At 62.1% G+C, this 21,240-nt stretch carries 22 protein-coding genes, 1 tRNA gene and 2 pseudogenes; 10 read left to right on the top strand and 15 right to left on the bottom strand.

All coding sequences use genetic code 11. The features are described 5' to 3' along the window. Positions 1-251 precede the first annotated feature (251 nt). The 4 genes from LIX00_RS01295 to LIX00_RS01280 form a co-directional block, all read right to left on the bottom strand. Positions 252-662 carry a CoA-binding protein gene (locus LIX00_RS01295; protein WP_227354380.1) on the bottom strand — a complete coding sequence of 137 codons (411 nt, stop codon included), beginning with the start codon at positions 660-662 and terminating at the stop codon, positions 252-254. A gap of 64 nt (positions 663-726) precedes the next feature. Beyond that, positions 727-1,368 (bottom strand): RAD55 family ATPase, encoded by a 642-nt coding sequence (locus tag LIX00_RS01290; protein ID WP_227354379.1) that lies wholly within the window; start codon positions 1,366-1,368, stop codon positions 727-729. A 138-nt stretch (positions 1,369-1,506) separates the two neighbouring features. Continuing rightward, positions 1,507-2,388 carry a geranylgeranylglycerol-phosphate geranylgeranyltransferase gene (locus LIX00_RS01285; protein ID WP_227354378.1) on the bottom strand — a complete coding sequence of 294 codons (882 nt, stop codon included), beginning with the start codon at positions 2,386-2,388 and terminating at the stop codon, positions 1,507-1,509. Between the two features lie 69 nt (positions 2,389-2,457). Further along, positions 2,458-2,985 carry a hypothetical protein gene (locus LIX00_RS01280; RefSeq protein ID WP_227354377.1) on the bottom strand — a complete coding sequence of 176 codons (528 nt, stop codon included), beginning with the start codon at positions 2,983-2,985 and terminating at the stop codon, positions 2,458-2,460. Positions 2,986-3,360: 375 nt separating this feature from the next. Here LIX00_RS01280 and LIX00_RS01275 point away from each other — a divergent pair. Beyond that, positions 3,361-3,435: transfer RNA gene (locus LIX00_RS01275), tRNA-Arg, on the top strand. 229 nt (positions 3,436-3,664) lie between these two features. Here the strand turns inward: LIX00_RS01275 and LIX00_RS26470 are convergent. After that, a complete protein-coding gene (locus LIX00_RS26470; protein WP_497007346.1) occupies positions 3,665-3,817 on the bottom strand; it encodes a DUF8139 family protein in 153 nt (50 codons plus the stop codon). Positions 3,818-3,896: 79 nt separating this feature from the next. On the opposite strand from LIX00_RS26470, the gene LIX00_RS01270 reads away from it, so the two are divergent. Further along, the gene (locus LIX00_RS01270; protein ID WP_227354376.1) at positions 3,897-4,421 is read left to right on the top strand and encodes a hypothetical protein; all 525 of its coding nucleotides are present in this window, start codon (positions 3,897-3,899) and stop codon (positions 4,419-4,421) included. Between the two features lie 1,214 nt (positions 4,422-5,635). Here the strand turns inward: LIX00_RS01270 and LIX00_RS01265 are convergent. Next, positions 5,636-5,788, bottom strand: coding sequence for a hypothetical protein (locus LIX00_RS01265; protein ID WP_227354375.1), 153 nt, complete (start codon positions 5,786-5,788; stop codon positions 5,636-5,638). A gap of 168 nt (positions 5,789-5,956) precedes the next feature. Then, entirely contained in the window at positions 5,957-6,100 is a 144-nt protein-coding gene (locus LIX00_RS01260) for a hypothetical protein (protein WP_227354374.1), read from the bottom strand. 1,443 nt (positions 6,101-7,543) lie between these two features. Here LIX00_RS01260 and LIX00_RS01255 point away from each other — a divergent pair. After that, positions 7,544-8,632, top strand: a complete 1,089-nt coding sequence (locus LIX00_RS01255; protein WP_227354373.1) for a hypothetical protein — start codon at positions 7,544-7,546, stop codon at positions 8,630-8,632. A gap of 380 nt (positions 8,633-9,012) precedes the next feature. Here the strand turns inward: LIX00_RS01255 and LIX00_RS01250 are convergent, their stop codons facing one another. Continuing rightward, positions 9,013-9,585 carry a dihydrofolate reductase family protein gene (locus LIX00_RS01250; RefSeq protein WP_227354372.1) on the bottom strand — a complete coding sequence of 191 codons (573 nt, stop codon included), beginning with the start codon at positions 9,583-9,585 and terminating at the stop codon, positions 9,013-9,015. A 602-nt stretch (positions 9,586-10,187) separates the two neighbouring features. On the opposite strand from LIX00_RS01250, the gene LIX00_RS01245 reads away from it, so the two are divergent. Continuing rightward, positions 10,188-10,868 carry a helix-turn-helix domain-containing protein gene (locus tag LIX00_RS01245; RefSeq protein WP_227354371.1) on the top strand — a complete coding sequence of 227 codons (681 nt, stop codon included), beginning with the start codon at positions 10,188-10,190 and terminating at the stop codon, positions 10,866-10,868. Between the two features lie 13 nt (positions 10,869-10,881). On the opposite strand, the gene LIX00_RS01240 is transcribed toward LIX00_RS01245, so the two are convergent. After that, a complete protein-coding gene (locus LIX00_RS01240; protein WP_227354370.1) occupies positions 10,882-11,703 on the bottom strand; it encodes an SDR family oxidoreductase in 822 nt (273 codons plus the stop codon). Positions 11,704-12,016: 313 nt separating this feature from the next. Here LIX00_RS01240 and LIX00_RS01235 point away from each other — a divergent pair, with 313 nt between their 5' ends. The 4 genes from LIX00_RS01235 to LIX00_RS01220 all read left to right on the top strand — a co-directional run bounded on the left by LIX00_RS01235 (position 12,017) and on the right by LIX00_RS01220 (position 14,578). Beyond that, positions 12,017-12,634 (top strand): GAP family protein, encoded by a 618-nt coding sequence (locus tag LIX00_RS01235; RefSeq protein ID WP_227354369.1) that lies wholly within the window; start codon positions 12,017-12,019, stop codon positions 12,632-12,634. Positions 12,635-12,802: 168 nt separating this feature from the next. Continuing rightward, entirely contained in the window at positions 12,803-13,021 is a 219-nt protein-coding gene (locus tag LIX00_RS01230) for a hypothetical protein (RefSeq protein ID WP_227354368.1), read from the top strand. Further along, positions 13,018-13,860, top strand: coding sequence for a beta-keto acid cleavage family enzyme (locus tag LIX00_RS01225; RefSeq protein ID WP_227354367.1), 843 nt, complete (start codon positions 13,018-13,020; stop codon positions 13,858-13,860). The genes LIX00_RS01230 and LIX00_RS01225 overlap by 4 nt, the downstream gene beginning before the upstream one ends. A gap of 58 nt (positions 13,861-13,918) precedes the next feature. Beyond that, positions 13,919-14,578 carry a precorrin-2 dehydrogenase/sirohydrochlorin ferrochelatase family protein gene (locus LIX00_RS01220; protein WP_227354366.1) on the top strand — a complete coding sequence of 220 codons (660 nt, stop codon included), beginning with the start codon at positions 13,919-13,921 and terminating at the stop codon, positions 14,576-14,578. Here the strand turns inward: LIX00_RS01220 and LIX00_RS01215 are convergent. From LIX00_RS01215 to LIX00_RS01190, 6 genes and pseudogenes are all read right to left on the bottom strand, one after another. Beyond that, positions 14,565-14,861 carry a ferredoxin gene (locus LIX00_RS01215; protein ID WP_227354365.1) on the bottom strand — a complete coding sequence of 99 codons (297 nt, stop codon included), beginning with the start codon at positions 14,859-14,861 and terminating at the stop codon, positions 14,565-14,567. The genes LIX00_RS01220 and LIX00_RS01215 overlap by 14 nt on opposite strands. Beyond that, a complete protein-coding gene (locus LIX00_RS01210; protein ID WP_227354364.1) occupies positions 14,858-15,901 on the bottom strand; it encodes an anthranilate phosphoribosyltransferase in 1,044 nt (347 codons plus the stop codon). Before LIX00_RS01210 ends, LIX00_RS01215 begins: the two co-directional genes overlap by 4 nt. Then, a complete protein-coding gene (gene cobA, locus LIX00_RS01205) occupies positions 15,901-16,728 on the bottom strand; it encodes a uroporphyrinogen-III C-methyltransferase (protein ID WP_368410705.1) in 828 nt (275 codons plus the stop codon). Before cobA ends, LIX00_RS01210 begins: the two co-directional genes overlap by 1 nt. A 5-nt stretch (positions 16,729-16,733) precedes the next feature. After that, positions 16,734-17,477: pseudogene (locus LIX00_RS01200) on the bottom strand (DR2241 family protein); the annotation flags it as partial. 81 nt (positions 17,478-17,558) lie between these two features. Beyond that, a pseudogene (locus LIX00_RS01195) lies at positions 17,559-18,566 on the bottom strand (CbiX/SirB N-terminal domain-containing protein); the annotation flags it as partial. After that, positions 18,563-18,709, bottom strand: a complete 147-nt coding sequence (locus tag LIX00_RS01190) for a DUF8595 family protein (RefSeq protein ID WP_227355723.1) — start codon at positions 18,707-18,709, stop codon at positions 18,563-18,565. The gene LIX00_RS01190 and the pseudogene LIX00_RS01195, both read right to left, overlap by 4 nt. Positions 18,710-19,024: 315 nt before the next feature. Here LIX00_RS01190 and LIX00_RS01185 point away from each other — a divergent pair, with 315 nt between their 5' ends. Further along, positions 19,025-19,327: a DUF8134 family protein gene (locus LIX00_RS01185; RefSeq protein WP_227354363.1), complete on the top strand. Its 303-nt coding sequence runs from the start codon at positions 19,025-19,027 to the stop codon at positions 19,325-19,327. Between the two features lie 134 nt (positions 19,328-19,461). Beyond that, positions 19,462-21,240, top strand: coding sequence for a nitrite/sulfite reductase (locus LIX00_RS01180; protein WP_227354362.1), 1,779 nt, complete (start codon positions 19,462-19,464; stop codon positions 21,238-21,240).

Genomic DNA, 21,240 nt, shown 5'->3' with positions numbered 1-21,240 from the left:
TTAATAGGAAAGCTACTAGTTCATAATCCGTATGGCGAAGAGCACTGACCCAGATAATCACACCAAAATTATCACGGAGTGTTCTGGTTGTGGAAAATCGGCACTCTCCATCTACCTCGAAGACGGCTACTGTCGAAAGTGCCGTGATGACTGACGTATCCTCGCAGGCGGGTAATCCGATCTCGTAACTCGCCACAGTTGCCGTACCGCAAACGACTCGAGAATTTGAACCACGTCGCCGGCTTCGGTCGTCACTCCATCAATCGCTGATGCTCGACTTTCATACAGCGGTCTTGGACTACCCGTTTTCCGGCCGCCTCGGCCCGTCCCGCCGCCTCGTCGTCGCGGATACCTAACTGGAGCCACACCGCGTCGACGTCGTCCCGGTCGAGAACGGCGTCGACGATCTCCGGCACCTCCTCGCTCGGGCGGAACACGTCCACGATATCGACGTCCTCGTCCACGTCCCCGAGCGAGTCGTACGCTTCTCGACCGAAGATTTCGTCGGCGAACGGGTTGACCGGGATGACGTCGTAGCCGTGTTCGCGGAGGTACTTCGGGATCTCGTGCGCGTCCTTTCCCGGCGTCGAAGAACAACCGACGACCGCCACGGTGTCGAGTTCGAGGACGTCTCGGAGTTCGTCGTCGCGTTCGAGTGGCATGGTGGAGACGATGCGACGCTCGCGCAAAAGATTTCGGACGACCCGGCGTGTCGCCTCTCTCGGCTTACAGCGGTCGCCAATCGCTCGTCGGGCCGACGCCTTTTATTCGCGCCTCGGACCGGTTCTTCTCCGCTTCTCGAACCGCTATCTCTCCGTCGAACAGTTGCCGGAGCGTGCTCATCGTCTTGTCGTCGTGCGCGGTCGAGTCGATGACGAACAGTCCGAGCGCTTCCGCGCTCTGGACCCGCCCCGTGAACACGTGCAGGAATCGAAACACGGTCTGGAGGTTCGAGTACATGAGGAGCGTCGACAGCGAGTTGAACAGGATGCGGTTCGTCCGCACGCCGGCGTCGTAGAACCGCTGGAGATTCTCCGAGAGCTGAATACCGATTCCGGTCATATCCACCGGGGAGGACGTGTACTCGACGCCGTCGACGCGGCGCGGGGTCATCCCACGCTGCTTCGAGACGCAGTCCACGACGCCGACGGCCGGTGTGGAGCCGTCGAGTCGAGATTCGTACTCGGTGAGCACTTGCTCGCCGTTGTCTTTCGTCGTCACGACGATTGCGCCGTCGCCGGTTCGTCCGCCGGAGGCGAGAATATCGAACGCGAGGTTCCGCTTTCCCGTCATCGGGGGTCCTGCGATGAGCAGATTCGTCCCCGGATCGACTTCCATCCCCGAGAACGTATCACCTATGTTGTACATGATGGCTCCTCGCGGCGACGTGACGGACGCGGGGGACACTGACAGGAGTGTCGACGTTCTCCCCCGATGTCATCTGGGATTAATATCCAGGGAGCCACTTATATTCTTTTTGATTGCTACCCTGCTCATCGGACGAGGTCACAGGAGCGCGGCGACCCTGCCGACGACGAACGCGATAGCGGCGAGGAACATGCCGTACTTCAAGTGACGTTGGCCCGCGGTCGGGTCGTTCACGCTCTCGTACGTCGCGTAGAGCATGAGGACGTCCGCCGGGAGCACGACGACGAGGTACGCGACGCCGAACGTCTCCCAAAAGTACGGGAGCGGACTCGCCGCCACGGCGACGACGAGGAAGGCCGCGCCGACGGCGATGGCGGGTCGCGCACCGATGGCCAACGGGAGCGTGTTCAAGCCTTCCTCGCGGTCGCCCGCCATGTCCTCCACGTCCTTGACGACTTCGCGCGTGAACGTCGATAGCGCGGCCAGCAGAAAGAGGACCCCGGCGGCGCGAATCTCACCGAACGAGGCGCCGGCGTTTCCGGCTCCGACCGCGACCGCCGCGCTCCCGAACAGGAACGTGCTCCCGCCGAGATACGCGACCACGGCGTTCCCCACGCCCGGCAATCCCTTGAACAACTTCGTGTAGGCGACCAGCGCGAGGAGGTTGACCACCGCGATGGCGATGGCGAGCGGGGGGAGGGCGAGCACCGCAACCGTCGCTCCGGCGAACAGCACGACGCTGAACACGAGCGCCCCTCTCGGCGAGACGGCACCGCGCGGAATGGGTCTGTCGGGAGCGTTGATTCGGTCGATATCCCGGTCGAAGTAGTCGTTGATGGCGTTGCCCGCGCCGGTCGCCAACCACGTCGCGAGCACGGCGGCGACCACTCTCACGAATCGCGAATCGGCGAAGACGCCGCCGGCGACGAACGCCCCGATGAACGTGAGCACCCCCGCCGCGAACGCGTTGCCCGGGCGCGTGAGTTCGAACAGTCCCTTCGCGCGCCCGTCGATAGCCATACGGCGACGTACTCGGGCCACCCGGTATAAATGGATTGAAAGTCCTCTCCCCGTCGGTGAAAGGCAGTTCTATCGCGGTGCCGGTTCGGTCGCCGGCACCTCGCCCAGACGCTGCCGTAGGGAGCGCCCGATAACGATCCAGGCGGGTCCGTAGAGGAGCATCGGCCCGGCCCACGGGTCCGCCCCCTGTCCCATCACGTAGGTAGTGAAGCCGAACGCGAACGGGAGGCCGAACGGGAGCGCAGCGGCGAGGAGCCACGCGCCACGACGCGGCACCGTCGCCGCGTCGGTGCGGAGCGCTGCGATGCCGAACGCGAGCGCGCCGATCATGGCGACGAGCGCCCCGAGCAGGTACGGGAGAAATGCCACCCCCGGGCCGTAGATTGCCACGGGGAGCGCCACGGTCGCTACGATCCAGCCGACGCTCAGGAGTCCGAAGCCAACCTTCGCGAGGCGGCCGAACCAGCGTCGCTCGCTCGCGTACAACGTCGAGAGTGCGAGCGCGAGAAGGATCGTTGCCACCGCACCGAGCGGATCGACGATACCGAACTCCGCCTCGTTCAAGACGCTGAGCAAGGCGAGTCCCGCGATGGTCATCAACATCCGCCGACGAGACCGCTGAGAATACTTTCCCGCATCCACCGCCGGGTAGTCGGCTGGGTCAATCGCTGCCGTTCGTAGTGTGCCATGTTGTCACCCGATTTTCGCGGAGCGTGGTCGGAACAATGCCGGCTCGAACAGAATCGGAGATACATTAGCAGACCAACATCTTAGCCTTTGCGTCGGACGAGAAAGCGACGTGCGATTTTCGCAACCGGACGGTCGCCCGTGCATCGGCAACCAGTAGCAGACTAGTGGAAACGGTAGGTAGAGATAGAGAGTTTTATAAACATGGCTAAGCACAGTTTGGATGTGGAACGCCGGAAACTCCCGGAGGGCGGGAGTTACGACGGCTGACCAATGGGCACCCGAGGGCGCTTAGCTCAGTCTGGACAGAGTGCTTGGCTTCGGACCAAGTTGCCGCGGGTTCAAATCCTGCAGCGCCCATCCTGCTGCGTCACCATCCAAATCCAATAGGCGCGCGTACACCCCTTATATACTCCCGCTTGCGTTTTCCAGCTGATTTGAACCCGCTGCGGGTTGCCATCGGTGCCGTCCCTCGATTTGCAGAGAGCTAAACGTGAGATGGCCGCATAAACGTATCGTCGCCACCGGCCATTCCACCAGTGCTTTTCATCACCCACGGATAGCATCGCTGGTGGCTCTGTTAAAACCATCAATGACTGATAGAACTGGCGTGCTGAATAGAGAAGATATATCGGTCATGGCCGGTCTCATTGCCGGCTTCGTCCTCAATGCTCTTGACGAACGTCCCATGCTCACTGTGGTGAGACGTGTGGTCCAGGTCTGACTCGTCTTGGATATTAATCTGGATGGGGTCACAAGCGTAGAGCGGCGACAGGTTCGTCCCCAGAAATTACTATATCATATGAGCAATCAGCCAGAATATGATAATTGACGCGCTTGTCCGAGCGTTCGGACATAACCTCCCAGTTCTTGAACTCCTACTCGTCGGGTTTGCCGTCGAGAAACACTACGTGAGCCGAGTCACCGTGTTCACGAACACAATCGCCCTCAACGTCTATTTCTTGTCGCTGGACGCGGCTCCCCGTGCACTGGTTTGGTATGGGGACCTCGGACTCCTACTCGGACTGTACGGCTTTGCAGCGTATCTACTCAACTGGAAAACCGGTATCCTGTACAACCTCCCGGCGTACACTCTGTACTCGTCGCTCCCAGTTGCGCTTGTAATCCTCACCGCTCCGACTGGGTGGGTTGCTATGTTGATTCTCGCGTCACTGGGCAGCTTCGGTGCATCGTACGTGTTGGAAGAGGAACTCGGAATTGAGGTCGCTCACTGGGGGCCGCGGCATGGTGAGCTGAGTCGATTCATTCAAACCGCTCAAATGACGTACCAGGACGGGGCTGTACTCCGGAAGGTGGATTTAGCACTCGGAAAGTTCGAATGGTGAACTTTGTGCACTCCCACTAAAAGGAATGGTGTCTACCACTCTGTTCTCCGCCAGATGACGACTGGCACGTAACCGGTACGTGCCCTGTATCTTGCAGCGGTTCACCGAGGTACGAATATCTGTCACAAACATCGTGCTGAATACAGAGGATGTATTCCGCAACGGAACGACCTTCTATTCTCCACATCCAGGGTGAAATAACCGTTAGACTGTCCGTGCGTGTGAATCGGTCAGTGACAAAATCACCTGATAGGCTTACTTCTGACGAGTGAGTTCCCGGAGAAGAACGTATACTCCGATTCCAATGAGTGCAATGGCGCTAGCGAGACAGTGCGGACAGTCGGACCGAGTACGTGCCGGTGTCTCTGGTGTCTTTTCTACATCCCGTGGTTTCTGTGTTCGTTCCCGAAGTCGTCTCAGGAGGAACGGTTGTTCAGGCTCTGCCTCCTCAGGCTCTTCTTCCTCAGGTTCCACCGGTGGAATCTCCGGTGGAACGCCTACGATGTCCTCAAAGTCGAGACCGTGTATGAGTACGCATGTTACAAACGCAACTATGAAAATTAAAGTTAGGAAAATGATGTTAGCAATGTGAATGACATAGTAAAATAATGTGCAAAGCCATCGGAGAGGATTCCACCAAGACAGACTCTTACAACGTTTTTTATGGACAGTAATCAGTTCTTCCCATTGATACATTACATTTAAAAATACTGCATATAAAAAACTACTACAACTATTGACTGGCTCTTTTACTGAAGGTGGACTTGACATATTGTCGTGTTCCTGTATTATACGGTGTTAACCAGTTATGGCCTCTATCCACTTTGTTAGAAGGGCCCTACTAACCGGCTGAAGGGCGTCTGTCTGCTTAGGGCTGAATACGCGCGCTGTATTCAGCACATACACTGAAACCAATCACCGGTCGCGGGGTTCACCACGGTCTCGCTGGTGTGGCACTCCGACACTTTCACGCGCTATCCACATTACCGGTCACGATACTATCGCCGATAGTTACGGCGTCTCATGCGTCGTCTTCGTGTTCTTGGTCGTCGTCCTTCGCCGGGTCGTAGAACTCAGCCTCCTCGGGCGACACATGGACATGGTCTGCCACGGCGAACGTCCCTTTCCCGGTCAGGTTCTGGTAGGCAGGGTCAGCTTCGCGGTCACGAGCGTCGGTGGCTGTGCCGGGCGTTATCGTCAGAAACCGCGTAGCATCATCGTGTGCCACAACAGGAGGAGGGTGATGTGGGGAGCGACGCGTGCTCGTACTTCTCCAAGTACGCGATGACAGCGTCGGCCTGCTTGGTGTCGAGCATCACGTCCCGGGCGTTCTCGCCGGGGGCAAGACTCGGTGGTTGCACTTTCATCGAGAGGTCGGGCGTGACGGCATCTACGGCTTCGCACCACCGGATGAATACGCGCAGAGTATCCTTCTGGGTTTTCACGGTGGCCGGGCGCAGGTCGCCTTCGTTGCGTCGCCAGAGTTTGTAGCGGGGCAGGTCACGCCCGGTGAGCGTGTTCAGATTGTCGATGTCCTATTCATCGCACCATCGCAGGAAGTGGCCGAGTCGCGATGAGTGGCTGTAGATGGTGGCGTTCGAGAGTTCGGTGCGTTTTTCGTCGAGGTACAGTTCGACGGCGTCGGTCGGCTGTATCGGTTCGAGGTCTGTGGTGTGCATCGGTGCCTCGCAAACCGAGTGGACGGTACCGGTGAGCGGTTCCGTGGCGAGTGGGTGGCTGTTGGTGGTGTTTCGGCCGGCCCTTCGCTCCACGTGGTATCGGTGGCCGCTTGGCCCATGGTGTTGCCGCGGGTGAGCGCGAACGGTTGTGAGCGCGAGTCACGGAAGAGGTTCTGGAACTTGTTTTCAGGTTCTCTTCCGGTGGTTCCCAAATCCTGCAGCGCTCATCACGATTCGTGACGATCTGCATCTCGCCGAGAGCGTCGAGTTCCTTATAACTGACTGGGCGCTCCAACTTGAGAGTTCGTCATGCTGTATGACGCGGGTCGCCGCTGTGGTGTGATTCGCAAGCACCAAATTATCGCAAAGGCACTTATTGATGACTGATAATAATATGCCACGAAGGATGTGACGCCGTCATTCATACCGAGGTAACAGCCATTATTGTCAACCCTGTCGTTTGCCGTGAGAAGCCAACCCAACTCACCGCATCAACCGACGTTCGAATAGAGAATCTTACAGTTCGAAATTGGGGATTCGGAGCCGTTCTACACGAAACGGACAATGTCGCGGTTGACGAGACGACCGTAACGGATACTAACGTCGGCGTTCGTGAACTGCGCACGGCCAGCACGCGTCTGAACGAGGCCACCCTGTTGGGTGGAGGTACCCTTGGCGTGTCTAACTTGGGATGCTTTGAACATCCAACTGTGTGCTGTAGTCGACGTAATCTCTTCTGCGCTACCTTCAGAGTTCGGGCTTATTACTATCGTTAATGCTCCGTGTTGCTATTGATCCGTAATCGAATCAGTCCTTGAATCTAGAATCCCAGACGATACATACTTATTTTATGAAATAATATTAAGATATTCAGAGACTATATATTGCTGGATCATGACCTGGATTCGAGTAACCCAAACTGACGCAAACGATCGTCCCGTCCTTCAATCACTCAAGACACCGCGGATAGAATCTCCCGTAGAGTTCTCCCAAGAGGGGAAAGCAGAGGCAGATCAGGAGCTTTCAGAGCTTCTCGTCGACGAATTTGAGATGATCGAATACGCAGAGCCCTCGGATCTAAAGAAGCCGTGTTCTCGACGAAGATCATCCGGGCGAAATTCAGAAAAACCGAAGCGGAAGCATCCAGCCAGAGGTGATGGGCAGGCCAAAGCACCGAGATATCGTCGGAAACAACTGAGGTTACCGCAGATACTATCACGGCAACGCAACAGGCAAACCTCGCTGCCATCAATCGAACATTCGATATAGCGACGACTGAAGCAGAACTTCGAACGGCACTCGATACGTTCGCTACCGGTACACCGCAACACGGAGGTCGCCCACGGAGCCAATATCGAACTCACGCAACCGCTCCGGTACGATTTTGGCGAGACAGACCTCTACCTCTGGGCTGGACCCCATACGCTGAGAAAGGCGGATGGTATGAACGACCAAATGATCGAATGGACTATTAATGGATCCATTACGATCGACGGTGGAACGTTCGACGCAAATCGATCTGGGCAAAACTTCCCAGCGAATACGCCAAAAGAAGTACGACTCGTTGGCGACCCGAACTCCGGAGGTGACTTCGCTCGTATCCAGGACAGCACCGGTTTCGAAAATAGCGATTTCTTCTTCGAGATTCGGGATTTCGACCAAGCGTCGGTAGAAAACCTGACGGTCGATTCCCGACCCGAGTTGCTTTCTGACCCGGCCCTCGGCTCAGGACTTGATGGACTCCATATCTACGATGTTCGGCGGATCACCGTCGCCAATCCCCAGATCCGGAGTGGCGATGATGCAGTTGCGATCGGCGTTTTCGACACCACGATCGAACAAATCTCTATCATCGGTGGAACCCTCTCATCACCGATCCATGCCAATGAAATTCGCATCCATCACGAGGCAGAAGCGACGACGGCAGGAAATATCGGTTACGCATTTCTTGCGACAAATATCAACGATTGTGCTGAACACGGCATCCGCGTCACGGATGATCCCGGCACCGGGAACCGCATTTCCGACTTACGGATTTCGGGAGTGATACAGCAGTGCGGGCAATCCGGTATTTCAGTCGAAGCAAAAGCCGATCGCGTGTACTGTGATGCATCAATTCAGGCTGTCGATGGACACGGAATCGCGCTACACAACGAAGGATACGATGCCAGGGTCGATGCACTGATTCAGAACTTCGGAAGCAATTCCAATGGTATCTTTGCAAACTTCTACGACACGATTCGTGTTGAAGGTGAGATCGCACAGGGCGGTGTCGGTGTCCGAGCGATAAATTGTTACGAACTCTACGTGTCTGCAACCATCCGATCGCTGGGAGGGCGAGCGATATGGGGATCGGATGTCCGTCATGCCCTCGTGACCGGCTCGATGATGAAAGGAACGGCGCGGCCGATCTATAGCGAGGGTACGAGCGATTACTGGACCATCGTCGGCAACCACGGCCGCGACAACGCCACTAGAGGGATGCAACTCGCCGGGGCGAATAATCTCCGCGCAAATAACCAATTCCTGTAGCGTCAATGGGCTCATGAAGGAACTGAAGCGAATACACTGCTCGACTTTGGGGCAAGCTCAAAAGGATCACTATCGATCTACTATTCTACTACTGTCCGATGCATCAAGCTATCAGAAATAGGAGTGACGCCGTCTCGGAATCAACTAGCAAAATAGGAGCGTGCACTCCCCATTCTGAGATGCTCGAATGATAAAAATGCCATCGATAGTCTGCCACGAAATATCGCACTCCGTCGCTACGGAGTGACGCTCTGTCTCTAACGGGATGGTTTACGGGGAAATATCGATCGTTTTCCCTCGCTTCATTCCTAAACGATACTGATCGACGGGCATCCCGCCTCCGCTTGTCGTTAGTGAGAGAGGAAGGGAAGTTCCGTTGGCTACCCCCCACCGGAATATTGTACCTCGTAGGTTAGAACCGCAAAAACCTCACCATACTTTTCAACGTTAGTTAATTTCAGAGGCGGATCGATGATCCTGCGCGGCAATAGTGGTGCACCCGAAGCGAGCGTGACTGGAGCGACGCTGAGGATAATCTCGTCGAGTAGACCGTGGTCGTGAAACTGCCCTACAAGGTCACCACCGCCGACAAGCCAGACGTTCTTGCCATCTGCAGCCTTCGCCATCTCAGCATGGACGGGCGCAACGTCGCCCTGCACGAAGTGAATGTCCGCGTCTTCGACCACCGGCAATTTCCGAGTGCTGAACACCCAAGCCGGAATCTCGTACGGCCACTTTTCCGGGTCCTCTAGAAGGTTATCGTGTTCGAGTATCCATTCGTACGTCGTTGAGCCCATGGCCAAGGCACCGACCTGATCGACGAACTGTGGGTAGTCGTCCTTCGCGCCCTCGATCTCCTCGATTTCCCCGAACTGGAAGAGCCAGTCGAGCGAGTTATCCTCATCGGCGAGATAACCGTCGATGCTCGTTGCCGTGTAGTATTGGGTCTTCATCCTTTCAATCGCCGTTTAAGAAGCGTTCTGGCGGTAAAAGGGTTGCACACCATCACCCCGGCACGCTCTATCTTACACCGCGACCTCCTAGAAGAGAGGATACGTTCAGCAGACCAGTAGTGGCAGAGGACGTCTTTTCGAAGCCGCTAGCGCTCGTGGTGCGGACTCCGGTAGGAACCGTCATCGGTTTGTGCGTCTCAGCCCCGCCCTGCCGATTACGATTCCCACGAACAGGGCTAATACGCCGATGACCGTCCACTGCACCGATCTTCCGGTGATCGGTTCGCAGTTTGCGACGCACAAAACGGGACCTATCCGGACGATTCCGAGGCCTTGAACCAACCATAACATTCCGAGTAGCGCCACGATAGCGCCGAGGATCGTCAATACAGTCGCTTTCGCGTTCCACGTGCGGATATTTCGATTCTCCATCGAGGAGGGAGAGGGGCCGCGTATCCTCGGGGTTAACGCCGAGCATGCACGCTATCTTTATCACTGGCTACGGTCTTACATCCTCGTACGATGGCGGCAATAACGCTTCATCCTGGGACACGATTCGAGAGGGACCGAACAGTGCGACCGAGTGTATAAAATCGACGGTAATGAGATACATAACCGTCGTCATAGCACTGGAAGAATACATCCGGTCGAAGAACGACCGGCAGATGCAGCGGGGAGTCAACGATCCGAGGGAGGTCTGGATCGATGGCACGCTCGTAGCGACACAGGAAGCGATACACTACGTCAATCTTCTCGACGATGGGACCGTTGTTGGGGTCGCTCGGTTCAGAGGCGATGCTGATAAGCTCGCGACGATAGAAGACGAGATTCCGGAGATCATCTCTTGCACTGTGACAGGTGGTGAGACGTGGCTGGCGTATATGCACTACGAGCCTGACGAATTTGAAAGCGCTATTCTCGAGCGTATCGATGCCGAAGCGATCAGCATCGACTGGCCGATGAAGGAGACTGATGATGGGTTGCGAGTCACGCTCTTTGGTGAGGATGCAGCCCTTCAGCAACTGATCGCGGGATTTCCTGACGAAGTAGACGTGACTCTCGAACGCGCAGGAGAGTATCAACCGGACGGGAGTGACCCGGCGGGGCAACTCACCGACCGACAGAAAGAAATCCTCCGGGCAGCACTCGCCGCAGGATACTACGACATCCCTCGTCGTGCGACACAGCGCGACTTAGCCACCGAGCTTGGACTTTCGCGGGGAACGATCGGAGATCATCTTCGGCGGGCGGAAGCGAAGATCATCCGGTCGGTAATCGTGTGAAGCAGACGTCGTTTTATCTAGTTACCGCTGGAATAGGAGAGGGTGTGACGACGCTCGTGCTACGTTTCTCTGGTCCCCTCGCGTTCTTCCAAGAACCGCTCCGTGCCCTTCCTGACGAGGTACGGGAACCGTTGAGCGAGAGACAGTCCGATCTTCGTCGCCCAGTCGGTGTAGATGACGGGACGGTCGATTCGATCTTCCCGGCAAGCTTGCGACCCACGTACTCCGGGTCGCTCATCTGTGACTTCGGATAGCCGAGCGTAGTCGCCGACCGAGTCTTCGCCAGTCGAGGGTGCATTATCGTACACGCCACGTTCTCGTGTCGCAGTTCGAGCCGCAGCGAGCGCGTGAGCGATTCGATCGCGCCCTTCGTGGAAGCGTACCCGGAGAGCCCCGGGTTGCCGACGCGCCCGACGCCTGACCCCACGTTGTGGATGATTCCCTCGTCCCGAGCCCGCATGTGCGGTAAGACGGCCCGAATCGTCCGAACGTATCCGAAGTAGTTCACCTCGAACACGCGTTTCGTGTCCGCGAGCGTCTGGTCCTCGAAGAATCCGAAGTCCAGTATCGCGGCATTGTTGACGAGGACGTCTATCCGACCCCACTCGTCGACGATTTCCCCGACCGCCGCCTCGACGTCGGCATCCGAGGTCACGTCACACTCGATAAAGCGTACTCGCTCGGGGTGCGTTTCGCGAAGCGACTGGACGTGTTCCCCGTTGATGTCGAGTCCGGCTACTCGGTAACCGTCCTCGAGGAGCGCGGTGAGCATGTGGTAGCCGATTCCCTCGTTCGCACCGGTGACGACGACTCGTTTCTTCCCTGGGGACTGCATCGCCGGTCACTACGACCGTGTGGGGTTTTACCTCGGTGGTAAATCGACCCCGTTGGTGGCGAGTACGCGCCCGCTGTACGGTACCGATGCCGAAACGCATCGAGTAGTGTGATTCAACGACCAAAACAGCTACCGTGTTAGCCATCTAACCGTTAAAGGGTGGCAGGGAGCGCGGTTTAGATACGCGGTCTGATAACACCGTGAAGGGGGTCGCGATGAACGAGACGAACTCGGAGGTCGAGCGTGTTGGAGACCGGCGGCGCGACCGCCGAGTCGCAACTCGGAGTCGCGTTTTTCGGATGGGAGCGGAGCCGTGAGTTCGCTACCGCTGCTCCCGATGGCGATCGTGATGATCGCGGGTCCGCAGATACTGAGCGCCGTCTTCCTCGCCACGAGTCGGGACTGGCGGCGGAACTCCGTCGCGTACATCCTCGGCGCCGCACTCTCCATCACCGCCGTCGTCACGATAGCCTACCTCCTCGGTAGCGGCGCGACCGGGCAACGCGGTTCCAACGACGCGCTCTACGTCGTCGTCCTCGTCCTCCTCCTCGCGGCCATGGTGCACGTCTACCTGAAGCGGGGGGAGTCGGAGCCCCCGAAATGGATGGGCAAACTACAGACGGCGAGGCCGAGATTTTCGTTCAAGCTCGGTTTCCTCCTGATGGGATTCTTCCCGACCGACATCCTCACCTCGTTCGCCGTCGGTTCCTTCCTCGCGGCCCACGGCGACCCGTGGACGGACGGTCTCCCGTTCGTCGCGCTCACGGTACTGTTGCTGGCGCTTCCCTCGCTGACCGTGTTCACGTTCGGCGCGCGGGCGGAGGCCGCCCTTCCGAAAGTTCGCGACTGGATGAACTCGAACTCGTGGATCGTCAACGAGGTCGTGATCGCGTTCTTCGTCGCGCTGACCGTCAACAACGTCGTGGGGTAACCGGCGTTGGAAACCCGCTTCCGTGGCTTTCGGAGCGCTTCGGACGAGCGTTGAAATCGCCCGAGAACGCCCGCCCGAGAGCAACGCGGTCGCGGTTCGAACGACGCCTCGCCGGGTGACGGCGGTGATAGCGAACCGTTATGCCACTCGCTACCATCCGTCTCGCGTATGGTGTGTCCGTATCTCGAGTATCGAGATGGAATCGAGGAAACGGAAACCGGGGAGTCGAAGTCCGACGCGACGAGGTTCGACGAGCCGCGAGCCTTCTGCACAGTCGTCGACGAGTTCGTACAACCGATGCGCGCCGACATCTGCAACGACCGGTACGAACTGCGCCACGAGCGACACTGCGAGATATACCGCGGACGCGCCGAGGGTGACGAATGAGCTACGGGGCGTACCTCGCGGGCGAACCGGTCATCCTCACGGCTGCGCTGACCGGGGGCGTCCACGGAAAGGAGGCGAATCCGAACGTACCGGAGACGCCGGAGGAGATCGGGCGGGCCGCCGCCGCGGCGGAGGAGGCCGGTGCCGCCATCGTCCACCTGCACGCCCGCGAGTCGAACGGCGAGCGTTCCTTCGCCACCGAGCGATTTCAGGAGATAGACGACGCGGTGAGGGCGCACGCGGACGACGTCATCATCCAGCACTCGACGGGGGGGACGGCCGCGCCGGCCGAAGACCGCCACCTCCCGCTTCGAACCGACCCCGCGCCGGAGATGGCGTCGCTCGACATGGGACCGCTGAACCGGTACGACCACCTCACGAGCGAGAACACGCGGGCGATGGTCGACGACCTCTACGACGAGATGGATGAGCGCGATATCAAACCCGAACTGGAGGTGTTCAACGACGGCCACCGAAACGAGGTGTACGGACTCCTGGAACGCCGCGACCTCGCCGACCCGGTGTACGCGACGCTCATCTTCGGTCCTGGAACGCTCACGCGACCGACCCCGAGGAACTTCCTGAACGCCGTCGACGATTTGCCCGACGACGCGCTGTTCAACACGCTCGGCTTCGGCAGACACCAGCTCCCGTTCGCGACGATGGGCATCCTGTTCGGCGGACACGTCCGAGTCGGTCTGGAGGACAACGTCTACTATCGGCGGGGCGAACTCGCGGAGAGCAGCGCCCAACTCGTCGCGCGCGTCGCGCGGCTCGCCGACGAACTCGGGCGGGAGGTCGCGTCGCCCGCGCGGGCGCGGGAGATTCTCGGTCTGTAACCGACGCCGGTTCCGGAATCACGACCTTCAAGCCGCTCGCCTCCGTCCTCTCGAACGAATGCTTCCCCTCTTCCACGATTTCGCCGACGAAACGGTGCTCGTCTTCGGCGGGGGGAGCGTCGGCCTCCGAAAAGCCCGCTTTTTCGCGCGGGAAGCCCGAACCGTCGTCGTCGGCGGGCGGTTCGAAGCGGGTTACGACGAAGTCGGCGAGGCGTCGCTGGTCAGGGCGCACCTCGACCCCGAAGACGTGCGAGGGTGGTTCGACCGCGCCTCGCCCGCGCTCGCCGTCGCCGCGACCGACGACGGCGCGCTCAACGACGCCGTCGAGGTGGAAGCCCGCGAGCGAGGCGTGCTGGTCAATCGCGCCGACCGAAGCGGCGACCGCGAGGCGGGGAGCGTCGTCGTTCCGGCGACGGCGAGGGACGGGGGGGTCGTCGCGGCGGTCGCGACCGGGGGACGGAGCCCCGCCCTGAGCAAACGCCTGCGGGAGCGAATCGAACCGCTGCTCGACGGCGCGGACGCGATGGCGGACCTGACGGCCGACGTCCGGGAGGAGCTACGAGAGCGGGAGACGTCGCCCGAAGCGCGACGGCGGGCGGTTCGGGCGGTGGTCGAATCGAACGCCGTTCGGAACGCGATTTCGGCCGGAGATGACGGACGTGAGGAAGCGGAGGCCGCGGTGAAAGACGCTCTCGACCGCTCGCTCACCCGAGACTGAGGGTTCCGTCGCCGTCGGGATTCGGCGCGATCTCCTCGCCCGTCCGGCGGTCGACGACGTGGATGACGCCCGCGTCCTTCTTCGCGGGGCAGACCTCCGCGGCGCGGACGTTCTCGGGAAGTTCGTCGTCGTCGAGGAAGTACGTCTTCGGGCTTCCGAGTCCGGTCGAGAGGTCCATTCCCCAGTTCTCGGCGACCTCGGCGCACTTCCCCGCGCCGAAACACCGCGCCCCCTCGAAGAGTATCTTGTACGGCTTCTCCTCGACCGGCGGCGCGTTCGTCACGGTTCGAACCCCCGAAGGGCGTCGAGCGCCTCGGCGGCGTCCCCCTCGGCGACCGTCTTCCGCGCCAGCGTCAGCCCCTCGTCGAGCGAATCGGCGTCGCCGCCGGCGTAGATGCGGACGGCGGCGTTGAGCGCGACGGCGTCGGCGAACTCGTCCTCGCGCTCGCCGGACAGCACCGACTCGGTGATTCGGGCGGAATCGGCGGGGACGTCCCCGACCCCGAGGTCGTCGCGCTCGAAGTCCATCCCGTAGTTCGCCGTCTCTATCTCGTACTCTTCCAACTCGCCCGCCCCGTCGTTCCACTCGGCGACCTTGGTGTATCCCGGCCTGATGTCGTCGTACCCTTCCAATCCCTGGAAGAGGATGGCCCGCTCCACGTTCGACGTTCGGCTCTCTCGGAGCGTACCGACGATTCGCTCGGCGAAGGAGAGGTGGAAGAAGCTCCCGAGGTGGACACCGGCGTCGGCGGGATTCGCCAGCGTCTCGACCGTGTTCACGAACGTCCGGACGCCGACCGCGGCCCGGCGGTCGCGGAGTGCGTCGACGCCGGAATTGAACCGCGACTGGTCGTAGAATCCGAAGCCGACCGAGTCGACCATCTCGGCGCTCGCGTCCGGCGCGAGGTCGGTTTCGACCCCGAGTTCGGACAGCACGTGGCGGTACGCACAGCCCTCCGAGACCGGCACGCGGTCGCCGCTGTGGACGACGACAGGCGTCCCCGCCGCCGCCGCGACCAGCCCCGCCGCCACGCCGAGCAGCGCGGTCTCCCCCTTGCCGTCGTAGTTCGCGCCGCAGTCCACCGGGTCGGCGTCCGGACGGGCGACCTCGACCGACCCGTCGCGCATCGCGTCGAGGAAACCGGCCAACTCCTCGGGGGTGTTGCGCTTCCACCGGTTCGCCACCCAGAACCCGCCGAGCGTCGTCGGGTCGGCGTCGTCCGAGAGGATTCCGTCGAACGCCTCGTAGGCTTGCTCGTAGCTCATGTCCTCTGCCGACTTCGGCCCCGAACCGACCCGCGACATCAACTCTCGAAGCGCCATCACTCGACCCCCTTGTCGGAGGCGACCGTCTCGGGCGCGGGGGAAAAATCGACCGACGGCGCGCCTTGCAGGAACTCGGCGACGCGGTCGCGGACGGCGACCACGTCGCCGACGACGGTCACCGCGGGCGGTTCGATGCCGACGTCATCGCGGCGTTCCACGATGGTTTCGAGCGTCCCGGTGACGGTGAACTCGGACTCGCGGGTCGCGTTCTCGACCATGGCGACCGGCGTCTCCTCGGCGACCCCCCCGGCCCGGAGCGCGGCCACGTAGTCGGGGAGGCGACCGACGCCCATCAGCACGACGAGCGTTCCGCCCGCCCGCACGTTCGCGGCCAGCGCGTCCCAGTCGAGGGCGCTCTCCGGCTTCGTCGGGTCCTCGTGGCCGGTGACGACGGTCACGCTGGAGGCGTGCTCGCGGTGGGTGACCGGGATGCCGGCGACGCCCGGCGCGGCCACCGCGCTCGTGATCCCCGGGACGACCTCGAAGTCGATCCCCGCGGCGGCGAGGTGCTCCGCTTCCTCGCCGCCGCGACCGAAGACCGTGGGGTCGCCGCCCTTCAGGCGAACCACGTCCTTGCCCTCCCGGGCTTTGCAGACCATCATGCGGTTTATCTCCTCCTGCGTCGTCCGCTCGCCGTTCGGGCCGGGGCGCTTGCCGACGGAGACGACCTCGGCCGTCTCGGAGCAGGAGTCGACGATGCGCTCGTCCGCCAGCCTGTCGTGGAGGACGGCGTCCGCCTCGTCCAGTAGTTTGCGTGCCTTTACCGTCAGCAGTTCCGGGTCGCCCGGACCTGCGCCGACCAGATAAACTGTTCCATCGTGCATCGAAATCACCTCTCGTCCGCGACGCGCTTCGCGCGGCGATACCGCGCTCGGTAGCGGTTCGCGGGGTCGCTCACTTCGCCGACGCGCACCGTCGCGCCGTCGCGCCTCGATTCGCCGTCGGCGTCTCCCCGCTTCGATTCGTCCTCTCGCTCGGCCCGCAAAAACTCCCGGGCCGCCGCCACGAACAGCGAGCACGGCTCGCGGCAGGGGAACTCGCCGTCGCCGCGGGGGACGGCGAGTTCGTCGCCCTCGCCGACGTCCCACGCGCGTCGTTTACGACACTGCGAATCGACGCAACAGGACTCGACCGCTCGTTCCAGCGCGTCCCGGTCGAGTTCCTCGACCTCGGCGTAGATGCCGGTCTGGCGCGCGGCCGCCTCCTCGAAGTGGGTCGCGTCGAGGTCGCCCTCGCGCTCGCGGTGCCAGTTGGCGACCGTCGCCGGGTAGACGTACTCGACCGCCCGGTAGAGGTCCTCGCCGCTCGTCGTGACGAACGACCACCCCGTCGGGAGCGTCGGAGCCGCCCTCAGCGGTCGGTACTCGCCGTCGTCTGTGAACCGCGACAGGTCGCGGATCGCGGTCGGGTCGTGGTACGTCGCGAGGGCCGCGTCGTCCGCTTCGCGGTCGTCGACGTGGCGAACCTCGTAGCGTCGCTCGCCGCCGTCTCCGAGCGAGACGGCGAGCGCGAGCTGTCCCCACGTCCGGGTGACGCCCCCGTCTCCCCGCTCGGTTCCGGCGAGCGCGTCGTAGCGCTCCGGAACCGGACGGTTCGCGTTTTCCAGCCAGCGCAGGAAGGCGCGGCGGTGGGTGTCGCGTCCCCCGACCGCGCGCTCCCAGTGGTGCCAGTTCGAGACGTACCGAGGGTGGTCGCGCGCGAACGAGCGGAACGCCGACTCGCTCAGCCCGGCGCGTCGCGTCTCCGGCGTCTCGAAGGTGAACTCGCCGTCGAACTCCGCGCGGAGGCCGTCGAAATCGACGCCCTCGGTCGCGGCTTCGACGAGTTCGTCGACCGGCGAGTCGCGCGCCGACGCGTTCTCCCCCCGCGGCGCTCGCGCCCCCACGTGTTCCACGTCGGCACCTGCGTCCGCCGCGCGCTCGACGACCACGTCGGCGACCAGCGGTTCCGTCCCCACCGCCCCCGCGTACCAGACCGTCCGCCCGGCCACCTCGGCGGGCACGTCGTAGCCGGGGCTCGCGTCGTCGGTCAGCCCGATATCCTCGGGGATGTCCTCCTGCGTGTGGTAGCCGTCGGCGACGAACAGCGGGACGACGACGATTTCGTCGCTCTCGAAGTGCGCGGTGAGGTCGTCTATCTCGGGTTTCTCGTCCATGAACAGCGCCCGAACCTCGTCGAATCGACCGCGCTCGCGGATGCGGTCGGCGTGCGCTCGCGTCGCCCGCGCGCTGTTCTCGTTACGCTCGGTGCCGTGACCGACCACGGCGAGTCCGACCCCCGGCCCGACCTCGGGGTCGCCGGTCACGCGTTCGGCGCGCCGGACGACGACCTCCGTCATCGCGTCGTGGGTGCCCACCGGGTCGGTGTACGTCACCGATTTCTCCACGTCGAGGTTCCACCCCTCGGCGAGTCGGAGTTCGCGCGGAATCACCTGCTCGGTGAAGTAGCCCTCGCTGGTGAACAGCGGGACGACGTACACCTCGTCGCTCTCCACGGTTCGGAGCACCTCGCGCGGCGACGGCTCCTCCTTCCAGAACGCCTCGTGAACCGCCGCGAACGACCCCCGCGAGCGAATCTCGTCGGCGTGGTCGTACAGCGGTCTGGCCGACTTCGGGTCGAGGTGCGAGCCGTGGCCGACCAGCACGAGCGCCGCACGGGTCATTCTTCTCGCGTTTCGTCCTCGCCGCGGCGCTCCGAGAGGTGCTCCCAGATTTCGGTGCAGCCGCTACCGTCCGGCACGTCGTCCAAGTGGTCGTCCTCCGGCCGGTCGTTCACCTGTCGCTCGCTCACTTGTCGGTCACTCACCCGCCGTCACCTCCCGGTCCGTCGGGTCGACGAACTCGCCGTCGATATATCGGCGAGCGTCTCCGTCGAGTCGTGTCATCACCACCACGTTTACCGCACGTCCCCTAAACGGTGCGTCTTCGCGTAATTCCGGCCGATGCTCCCACGTCGCGGTAAGATTCGTCGGTTTCTCTGACGGGCGAGAAAGGGGAAGTCGCCGCCCGAACTCCGGAACGGATGCGGTGCGAACCGTATCGCCGAGCGCGACGCGTCATACGATGCGGCGGGGGTTGCGACTGCCGACGCCCTGAGGTGCGCGGACTCCGACGTACCGACATGGCGACCGCGATTCGAACGCTGGACGAGGGCGCGTGGGTGAACGTGAACAACACCAGAACCGTCGGGGTGAGCAACGTCTGGAAACTCGCCGACCATGGCGTCTGCGGTTGCGACACCGCGTTCTTCCTCGTCGAAGTGTTCGCCGACGTCGGGGTCGACGGGCGGTGGGTCGAAGCCCGCGCCGCCGGACAGTGCATCGGCTGCGGCGAACGCTCCACGACGGGGTGGCTCCGGGTCGGGCGCGTCCGCGACGGAGAATTTCGGCCCGTCGCCGTGGAATCCGTCCATCGACCGCGGTGAGCGCCGTCGTCCGCCGAGGTCGGTCGATTCCGGCGCGTCACGGGAACCCGAAAGCTTTGCCTCTACGTTCGACCTCCGGCGGGGATTGACGCGGAGGGCGTCTGTTTACGGGTGGGTTCTCTACGGGTACCCACATGCCGACCGACGTGGAGAAGTGGAAGGACGAGGTGTACGGGAAGGAGATACGCGAACACATGCTTCGGTTCGCCGAGGAGGGGTGGGACGCGATTCCCGACGACGAACACGACGCGTGGTTCGAGCGGTTCAAATGGTGGGGACTGTATCACCAGCGCGACGGGCAGGAGAGCTACTTCATGATGCGCATCGGGCCGCCCAGCGGCGTGCTCGAACCGGGCCAACTGCGGGTTATCGGGGAGATCGCACGCGACTTCGCCGTCGGCCCGGCCGAGAACCCCGAGTTCGGCAACGGCTACGCCGACGTGACGACGCGGCAGGCGGTCCAGCTTCACTGGATAAACATCGAGGACGTTCCCGCCATCTGGGAGCGACTGGAGGACGCGGGGCTCTCGACGATGCAGGCCTGCGGCGACTCGTGGCGCAACATCGTCGGCTGTCCGGTCGCCGGAAAGGACGAACGGGAGTTCGTCGACGCGCTCCCCGTGGTCGAAGACCTACAGGAGAACATGAAGGGCAACCCCGAGTACGCGAACCTCCCGCGGAAGTGGAAGGTGTCCGTCACGGGCTGCCGCGAGGGCTGCGGGCAGGGCGACATCAACGACATCGGCATCGAACCCGCCGAGAAGGAGATAGACGGCGAGGCGGTTCGCGGGTTCAACGTCCGCGTCGGCGGCGGACTTGCCGGGCGCGAACCGCGCTTCGCCCGCGACATCGACGTGTTCGCCGAACCGGACGAGGTCACGCCCGTCCTCGGCGGCCTCTCGGGGCTGTTCCGCGACCACGGCAACCGCGAGAACCGACGCCGCGCCCGCATCAAGTTCCTCGTGGACGAGTGGGGACCGGAGAAGATTCGCCGCGTCCTGCAGGAGGAGTACGTCGATTTCGAACTGAAGACGGCGGGCGACGACCTCCGCGAGGAGTACTCCTACAACGCCGGGGTGCCCGACGACCACGGCCACGCCGACCACGTCGGCGTCCACCGGCAACCGGACGAGAACTACTACGTCGGGTTGAACGTCCTCGTCGGCCGCGTCGGCGCGGAGGACATGATAGAGATGGCCGACCTCGCCGAGAAGTACGGCTCGGGCGAAGCCAGGCTCACGCAGCGCCAGAACGTCATCCTGACCGACGTTCCGGAGGAGAACGTGGACGCGATGCTGGACGAACCGCTGTTCGACCGGTACAGCCCCGACCCGCACCCCTTCCAGCGCGGCTCCATCGCCTGCACCGGAACCGAGTTCTGCTCGCTCTCCATCGTCGAGACGAAAAACAGGCAAGTGCGCCTCTCGCGCTGGCTGCGAGACAACGTCGACCTCCCCGAGGACGTGGAGAACTTTCACATCCACCTCTCGGGCTGCACCGCCTCCTGCGCGCAGCCCCAAATCGCGGACATCAGCCTCCGGGGGATGAAGACGCGCAAGGACGGCGAACCGGTCGAAGCGCTCGACATCGGCCTGGGCGGCGGACTCGGCGAGAACCCGAGTTTCGCGTCGTGGGTGCGACAGCGCATCGCCGCCGACGAGGTGCCCGGCGCGATTCGGAACCTCATCGAGGCGTTCGCGGAGCGCCGGGAGGGCCGGGAGACGTTCCGCGAATTCGTGCAGCGACACGACGAGGAGACGCTGGCCGAGTTCGCGGAACCGGAGGAGACCTCCTACGACGACCCCTACATGCACAACACGAAGAAGACGTGGTACCCCTACGCCGAGGACGACTCGATGGACGCGAGTCCGGCACCGAACAGCCCGAACGACCCGATTCCGGGTGACGATTGA

Origin of the sequence: Haladaptatus salinisoli, assembly GCF_020614375.1 — an archaeon.
Taxonomy (GTDB): domain Archaea; phylum Halobacteriota; class Halobacteria; order Halobacteriales; family Haladaptataceae; genus Haladaptatus; species Haladaptatus salinisoli.
The sequence above is the reverse complement of the archived record's forward strand: the minus strand, read 5'-3'. Positions and strand labels throughout refer to the sequence as shown.

Bases quoted from the DNA above. Each gene is read 5' to 3' on its own strand.
- LIX00_RS01260 (WP_227354374.1), bottom strand. From the start codon at position 6,100: ATGCACACCACAGACCTCGAACCGATACAGCCGACCGACGCCGTCGAA.
- LIX00_RS01255 (WP_227354373.1), top strand. From the start codon at position 7,544: ATGAACGACCAAATGATCGAATGGACTATTAATGGATCCATTACGATC.
- LIX00_RS01265 (WP_227354375.1), bottom strand. From the start codon at position 5,788: ATGAAAGTGCAACCACCGAGTCTTGCCCCCGGCGAGAACGCCCGGGAC.
- LIX00_RS01295 (WP_227354380.1), bottom strand. From the start codon at position 662: ATGCCACTCGAACGCGACGACGAACTCCGAGACGTCCTCGAACTCGAC.
- LIX00_RS01250 (WP_227354372.1), bottom strand. From the start codon at position 9,585: ATGAAGACCCAATACTACACGGCAACGAGCATCGACGGTTATCTCGCC.
- LIX00_RS01240 (WP_227354370.1), bottom strand. From the start codon at position 11,703: ATGCAGTCCCCAGGGAAGAAACGAGTCGTCGTCACCGGTGCGAACGAG.
- LIX00_RS01180 (WP_227354362.1), top strand. From the start codon at position 19,462: ATGCCGACCGACGTGGAGAAGTGGAAGGACGAGGTGTACGGGAAGGAG.
- LIX00_RS01210 (WP_227354364.1), bottom strand. From the start codon at position 15,901: ATGGCGCTTCGAGAGTTGATGTCGCGGGTCGGTTCGGGGCCGAAGTCG.
- cobA (WP_368410705.1), bottom strand. From the start codon at position 16,728: ATGCACGATGGAACAGTTTATCTGGTCGGCGCAGGTCCGGGCGACCCG.
- LIX00_RS01225 (WP_227354367.1), top strand. From the start codon at position 13,018: ATGAGCTACGGGGCGTACCTCGCGGGCGAACCGGTCATCCTCACGGCT.
- LIX00_RS01185 (WP_227354363.1), top strand. From the start codon at position 19,025: ATGGCGACCGCGATTCGAACGCTGGACGAGGGCGCGTGGGTGAACGTG.
- LIX00_RS01245 (WP_227354371.1), top strand. From the start codon at position 10,188: ATGAGATACATAACCGTCGTCATAGCACTGGAAGAATACATCCGGTCG.
- LIX00_RS01270 (WP_227354376.1), top strand. From the start codon at position 3,897: ATGATAATTGACGCGCTTGTCCGAGCGTTCGGACATAACCTCCCAGTT.
- LIX00_RS01290 (WP_227354379.1), bottom strand. From the start codon at position 1,368: ATGTACAACATAGGTGATACGTTCTCGGGGATGGAAGTCGATCCGGGG.
- LIX00_RS01285 (WP_227354378.1), bottom strand. From the start codon at position 2,388: ATGGCTATCGACGGGCGCGCGAAGGGACTGTTCGAACTCACGCGCCCG.
- LIX00_RS01230 (WP_227354368.1), top strand. From the start codon at position 12,803: ATGGTGTGTCCGTATCTCGAGTATCGAGATGGAATCGAGGAAACGGAA.
- LIX00_RS01280 (WP_227354377.1), bottom strand. From the start codon at position 2,985: ATGACCATCGCGGGACTCGCCTTGCTCAGCGTCTTGAACGAGGCGGAG.
- LIX00_RS01220 (WP_227354366.1), top strand. From the start codon at position 13,919: ATGCTTCCCCTCTTCCACGATTTCGCCGACGAAACGGTGCTCGTCTTC.